The 4,627-nt window shown below is 71.0% G+C and carries 5 protein-coding genes; 4 read left to right on the top strand and 1 reads right to left on the bottom strand.

The annotated features are described in order from the left end of the window. Positions 1–145 precede the first annotated feature (145 nt). The 3 genes from WA805_RS26290 (at position 146) to WA805_RS26300 (ending at position 3,377) form a co-directional block, all read left to right on the top strand. The gene (locus WA805_RS26290; RefSeq protein WP_422275546.1) at positions 146–706 is read left to right on the top strand and encodes a dihydrofolate reductase family protein; all 561 of its coding nucleotides are present in this window, start codon (positions 146–148) and stop codon (positions 704–706) included. A gap of 113 nt (positions 707–819) precedes the next feature. Beyond that, on the top strand, positions 820–2,793 hold the full coding sequence (gene thrS / locus WA805_RS26295; RefSeq protein ID WP_422323402.1) for a threonine--tRNA ligase: 1,974 nt from the start codon (positions 820–822) through the stop codon (positions 2,791–2,793). Further along, on the top strand, positions 2,790–3,377 hold the full coding sequence (locus WA805_RS26300; protein ID WP_422281910.1) for an HIT family protein: 588 nt from the start codon (positions 2,790–2,792) through the stop codon (positions 3,375–3,377). The genes thrS and WA805_RS26300 overlap by 4 nt, the downstream gene beginning before the upstream one ends. A gap of 23 nt (positions 3,378–3,400) precedes the next feature. Here WA805_RS26300 and WA805_RS26305 read toward each other — a convergent pair whose 3' ends face one another. Further along, on the bottom strand, positions 3,401–4,360 hold the full coding sequence (locus WA805_RS26305) for a WD40/YVTN/BNR-like repeat-containing protein (RefSeq protein WP_425243693.1): 960 nt from the start codon (positions 4,358–4,360) through the stop codon (positions 3,401–3,403). Between the two features lie 25 nt (positions 4,361–4,385). On the opposite strand from WA805_RS26305, the gene WA805_RS26310 reads away from it, so the two are divergent. Beyond that, on the top strand, positions 4,386–4,627 hold a 242-nt coding region (locus WA805_RS26310; RefSeq protein WP_425243694.1), incomplete at its 3' end, for an HD domain-containing protein.

Consider the following 4,627-nt stretch of genomic DNA (forward strand, 5'->3'; position numbering starts at 1 on the left):
CGGCGCACCGCCGTCTTCGTGCACCCGGACCGCGTCTACGCCAATCCTGGTCAGTAGTCACCACGGGCCCGTTCTGGATGATCTCGATGATTTACCTGGCGAAGCGGCGTCTACAGAGCCAGGTGACGGGCTGAGGAGGCGGCACATGGGCAGGATCGTGGTGACCGAGTTCCTCTCGCTGGACGGCGTGTTCGAATCGCCGGGACCGGTGGGGGACTTCGAGCACGCCGGGTGGACGTTCAGGTTCAACCGCGGCGCGGACGGGGACAGGTTCAAGTTCGACGAGCACATGGCCGCCGAGGCGCAGCTGCTCGGCCGGGTGACGTACGAGGGGTTCGCCGCGGCGTGGCCGTCGGTGACCGACGACGTGGGCTTCGCCGACCGGATGAACTCGATGCCGAAGTACGTGGTCTCCGCCACGCTGGAGAAGGCGGAGTGGAACAACTCCACGGTCATCGGCATCGACGACGTGGCCCGCGTGCGGGAGTCCCACCCAGGGATCTTGCTGGTCGCGGGCAGCGGCGCCCTGGTGCGCGGGCTGCTCGAGCGCGGGCTGGTGGACGAGGTCCGGCTGATGGTGTTCCCTGTCGTGCTGGGCAGCGGGCAGCGGCTGTTCGATGGCGCGCCGCTGACCCGGTTCACCCTCGCGAGCAGCCAGCCGGTCGGGCCGGACGGCGTACTGGTGCTGACCTACCTTCCGGCCTAGCGCCGAACGGGGCTCCCGGCGCGGGCAGGCAGGCTTGATACTCGCGCGCTTTCACTTCCGCGCACCGATAGCATCGGGTAACGGACCTGTCCCGACGTCAAAGGAGCCCCACCGTGTCCAGCCAGCAGCTTCGGATCACCCTCGCCGGCCGCGAGCTTGTGACCGAGGCCGGGACGACGGCGGGTGCTGCCCTCGACGGGGGCCCTGGGGTCATCGCCGCGCGGGTCAACGGCGTGCCGCGCGACCTCGCGCACGTGCTCGCCGACGGCGACGAGGTCGAGCCCATCGTCAACTCCTCCGACGAGGGCCACGCCATCTTGCGGCACTCCACCGCGCACGTACTGGCGCAGGCGGTGCAGGACCTGCAGGACCGGTTCCCGCAGGCCCGCCTCGGCATCGGCCCGCCGGTCGAGAACGGGTTCTACTACGACTTCGACGTGTCCAGGCCGTTCTTGCCCGACGACCTGAAGGCGATCGAGGCGCGGATGCGGGAGATCGTCAAACAGGGCCAGCTGTTCTCCCGGCGGGTCGTGACCGACGCCGAGGCGCGCGACGAGCTCAAGTCCGAGCCGTACAAGCTGGAGCTCATCGGGCTCAAGGGCTCGCCCGCGGCCGACGCCGAGGAGTCGGTCGAGGTGGGCGGCCCCGAGCTGACCATCTACGACAACCTGGACCCGAAGACCGGCGCCGTTCTCTGGAAGGACCTCTGCCGCGGGCCGCACGTGCCGTCGACCAGGGCGATCCCGGCCTTCAAGCTGTTGCGCACCGGCGGCGCCTACTGGCGGGGCAGCGAGAAGAACCCCCAGCTGCAGCGGATCTACGGCACCGCGTGGGAGACCCGCGCCGCGCAGGACGACTACCTCACCATGCTCGCCGAGGCGGAGCGGCGCGACCACCGGCGGCTGGGAGCGGAGCTCGACCTGTTCTCCTTCCCGAACGAGATCGGGTCCGGGCTGCCGGTGTTCCATCCCAAGGGCGGCATCATCCGGCGGGTGATGGAGGACTACTCGCGGCGGCGGCACGAGGAGGCCGGCTACGAGTTCGTCAACACCCCGCACCTGACCAAGGCCGAGCTGTTCGAGACCTCCGGTCACCTGGGCTTTTACAAGGAAAGCATGTTCCCGCCCATGGAGCTGGAAGGTGCCGAGTACTACGCCAAGCCCATGAACTGCCCGATGCACGTGCTGATCTACCGGTCGCGGGGGCGGTCGTACCGGGAGCTGCCGTTGCGGCTGTTCGAGTTCGGCACCGTGTACCGGTTCGAGAAGTCGGGCGTGGTGCACGGCCTCACCAGGGCGCGCGGGTTCACCCAGGACGACTCGCATATCTTCTGCACCCCCGAGCAGCTCCCCGGCGAGCTCGCCTCGCTGCTCGACTTCGTGGTGGGGCTGTTGCGGGACTTCGGGCTGACCGACTTCGAGGCCGAGCTGTCGACCCGGCCGGACAAGTACGTCGGCACGATCGCGGAGTGGGTGGCCGCGGAGGAGGCGCTGCAGCACGCGCTTGACGCCTCCGGGCTGCCGTACACGGTCGCGGAGGGCGAGGGCGCGTTCTACGCGCCGAAGATCGACGTGCACGTGAAGGACGCCATCGGGCGGCGCTGGCAGCTGTCCACGCTGCAGGTGGACTTCCAGGAGCCGGGCCGGTTCGGGATCGAGTACCAGGCGGCCGACGGGACGCGGCAGCGGCCGTACATGATCCACCGGGCGCTGTTCGGGTCGATCGAGCGGTTCTTCGGCATCCTGCTCGAGCACTACGCGGGCGCGTTCCCGCCCTGGCTGGCGCCGGTGCAGGTGACCGGCATCCCGATCTCGGACGCGCACGTGCCGTACCTGCAGAAGGTGGCCGACATGCTACGCGAGCAGGGCATCCGGGTCACCGTCGACGACTCGGACGACCGGATGCAGAAGAAGATCAGGACCGCGCAACAGCAGAAGGTGCCGTACATGCTGATCGCCGGGGACGCGGACGTGGCCGCGGAAGCGGTGTCGTTCCGGTACCGGGACGGGTCGCAGAAGAACGGCGTCCCGGTCGCCGAGGCGGTCGCCGAGATCGTGACGGCCGTCCGCGACCGCGTCCAGGTATGACCGCGACGCCGCCTCCCGATTCCCCTGCCGGAGATTCCCCTGCCGGAGAAGAACCGGCACTGCCAGGCGCGGGGGTGCCCGACGCGTTCGGGCGGCTGTGGACGCCGCACCGGCTCGCCTACATCCAGGGGGCCGGCAAGCCGACCGGGCCCGGCGCGCACGAGGGCTGCCCGTTCTGCGTCGCGCCGACGCTGACGGACGAAGAGGCGCTGATCGTCGCCCGCGGCGAGCTGGTGTACGCGATCCTCAACCTGTACCCGTACAACAGCGGTCACGTGCTGGTCTGCCCGTACCGGCACGTGGCCGACTACGCGGAGCTGTCCGTGGCGGAGAGCGCCGAGTTCGGCGACTTCACGATCCGCGCGATCCGGGCGCTGCGGGAGGCGTCAGGACCGCACGGCTTCAACATCGGGATGAACCTCGGCTCGGTGGCCGGCGCCGGCATCGCCGCCCACCTGCACCAGCACGTGGTGCCCCGGTGGGGCGGCGACACGAACTTCATGCCGGTCGTCGGCCGCACCCGGGTGCTGCCGCAACTGCTCGCCGACACCCGCAAGGTGCTCGCTGACGCCTGGCCTGCCTAGCTGGGGCCGGCGGCGGGCCAGGGCTAGAAGCTCACCGCCTGCCAGCTCGCGCCGCCGTTGCTGGTGAGCAGCAGGCGGCCCGGCCGGCCTTCGCTGTTCCCGTCGGTCAGGGCCGGCCCGTACACCACCACGCCATCGCTGGTCGTAGTGAACCCGAGGTCGTTGAACCCCTCGCCGCCGTCGCCCGCCTCGTACGCGCTGCCCCACTGCGCGGCGCCGTTGCCCGAGTAGTACAGCCAGCTCGCACCGCTGGCCGCCGACACCACCAGCTGGCCCGGCGTCGCGCCCGCGAGCGAGATCGGGTCGCCGCCCCGCGGCGGCGCGCCGGCCTTCGTCCAGTGCTGGCCGAGGTCGCTGCTGACGTAGATGGTCTTGTCCACCGAGCCCATGGCCGCACCCCCGGAGCACAACAGCGCGAGCGAGTCAGGGCCGGTCACCGCGACCAACGTCGCGTACGTGACCCCCTGGGTGGTGCACGGCGTGGCGTGCTCGAGGGTGCTGAGGCCGCCGTTGGCGGTCACGATGACGGAGGTGCCGTCGAGGACCGCGGCGACGCGGGCCTGCGTGGCGATCAAGTCCCCCGCCGAGCCCCTGACGTGCAGCTGGGTGACCGACTGCCACGCGCCGCCGCCCACCGGCCGGCGCATCAGGGTCGCGGTCCCGCATCCGCTCTGCGAGGAGCAGGGCGCGGTCAGCGCCAGGACCTGGCCGTCGATGATGTCGAGCGACAGGATCGTCCCCGCGGGCGAAGGAGCCTTGGCCCACTGCTCGCCGCCGTCGGTGGTCTCCCACAGCCCGGTGCCGAACACGAAGCCGTGCGACGGCGTGGCGAACCTGATTCCCCACACGGCCGCCGCCGGGCCGTTTTCCGGCTGGCCGAGCGGCACGACCGGCGCGGGCAGCCCGCGCCAGCTGGCGCCCCGGTTCAGCGTGCGGACGATCGACGTGCACGGCGTGTGCGAGCACGGCGCGGTGCCGAGCACGAACGCCTCGTCAGGCGAGACGAACGTGACCGAGCTCGCCGAGGCGGCGGCCTGGCGTCTGGGCCTGCCACCCACAACAGTCACGCTTCTGCGTCGCGCCGCGCTTGCGCACGATCTTGGCCGCGTCGGCGTCTCGAACGCGATCTGGGAGAAGCCCGCGCCGCTCGGCTTCGGCGAGTGGGAACGCGTTCGCCTCCACCCCCACTACACCGAGCGGGCCTTCGCTCAGTCACCCACGCTGGCTCCGCTGGGGGTGCTCGCCGGAAC

Origin of the sequence: Trebonia sp. (assembly GCF_049794275.1) — a bacterium.
Taxonomy (GTDB): Bacteria; Actinomycetota; Actinomycetes; order Streptosporangiales; family Streptosporangiaceae; genus Trebonia.

Excerpts from the sequence above, each read along its gene's own strand:
- WA805_RS26290 (WP_422275546.1), top strand. The coding sequence starts at position 146 with ATGGGCAGGATCGTGGTGACCGAGTTCCTCTCGCTGGACGGCGTGTTC.
- WA805_RS26300 (WP_422281910.1), top strand. The coding sequence starts at position 2,790 with ATGACCGCGACGCCGCCTCCCGATTCCCCTGCCGGAGATTCCCCTGCC.